At 62.8% G+C, this 1,342-nt stretch carries 1 pseudogene; it reads left to right on the forward strand.

The features are described 5' to 3' along the window. Positions 1-1,342, forward strand: a pseudogene (locus tag FGA82_RS29755) (RHS repeat protein); the annotation flags it as partial.

The raw sequence follows: 1,342 nt of genomic DNA on the forward strand, positions 1-1,342 counted from the left end.
CCGCTACGACGCCTATCAGCACCTGATCGAAGCCACTAACGCCGTCGGCGACAGCGAGCGTTACGACTACGACGACGCCCACGTGATCTTGCAGCGGCAACTGGCCGGCGGCGCGAGTTTTTTCTGGGAGTGGGAACGGTCGGGGAAAGCCGCCCGTTGCGTGCGCCACTGGGCGTCGTTTTCGCAGATGGACACGCGTTACGTCTGGGCGGACGACGGCAGTGTCGCGGTGCATTACGTCGACGGCACCGAAGAGACCTACGTTCACGATGAGCGTGCGCGGTTGGTGCGTAAAGTCTCGGCGGATGGCGGCGAACAGCTCAAGGCCTATGACGATTCGGGCCGGCTGATCGCCGAGCAGGATGCGTTAGGCGCCGTCACCGAATACCGCTACGACGAGGTCGGACGGCTGATCGCGCTGATTCCACCGGACGAGGCGCCCACGTCCTACGAGTATCGCAACGGTTTCCTGTTTCGGCGTTCGCGCGGCGATGCGGTGTGGATCTACCGGCGCAACGCCGAGGGCGATGTCACCGAAGCGGTCGACCCTGACGGTCAGCTCACCCATTACTACTACGACACCCGGGGACAGTTGCTGTCGATTCGCTACCCGGACAGCAGTCGGCATCGGTTGGTCTGGAATAGCCTCGGCCAGTTGACCGAAGAGACCTTGCCCGATGGCGGCGTGCGGCGTTTTTCCTACGATGCGCTGGGGCGACGGACCACCACTGCCGACGAACACGGTGCAGTCACCCGTCAGCACTGGGACGCGGTTGGTCGACTGATTCAGACGACATTTCCTACCGGCAGCACCCGCGCCTACAGCTACGGCGCCTACGGTCAGGTCACCGCCGAGCGCGATGAACTCGGGCGCATCACCCGTTACGAATACGACGACGACCTGCACCTGGTTTCGCGGCGGATCAACCCCGACGGCACGCGGGTGCAGTACCGCTACGACCATGCGCAGCTGCTGCTCACCGAGATCGAAAACGAATCGGGGGAAAAATACCGGCTGGATTACACGCCGACCGGGCTGATTCGTCAGGAAAGCGGTTTTGATGGTCGGCGCACGGCGTACGCCTACGACCTCAACGGCCATCTGCTGGAGAAGACCGAGTTCGGTGATGACGGCTCTTGTTTGCTCACCGCTTATGAGCGCGATGCTGTCGGGCGTCTTCTGGTCAAAACCCTGCCCGACGGCATCAAGGTCACTTACCAATACGACCGCCTCGGCCGGCTGGTTAGTGTTGATGACGGCCAGCAACACCCGCTGGCCTTCGAGTACGACCGCCAAGACCGCTTGATCACCGAGCATCAGGGCTGGGGCACCCTGCGTTAC

The sequence above is a fragment of the Pseudomonas fluorescens genome (assembly GCF_005938625.1).
GTDB classification, from domain to species: Bacteria; Pseudomonadota; Gammaproteobacteria; order Pseudomonadales; family Pseudomonadaceae; genus Aquipseudomonas; species Aquipseudomonas fluorescens_BD.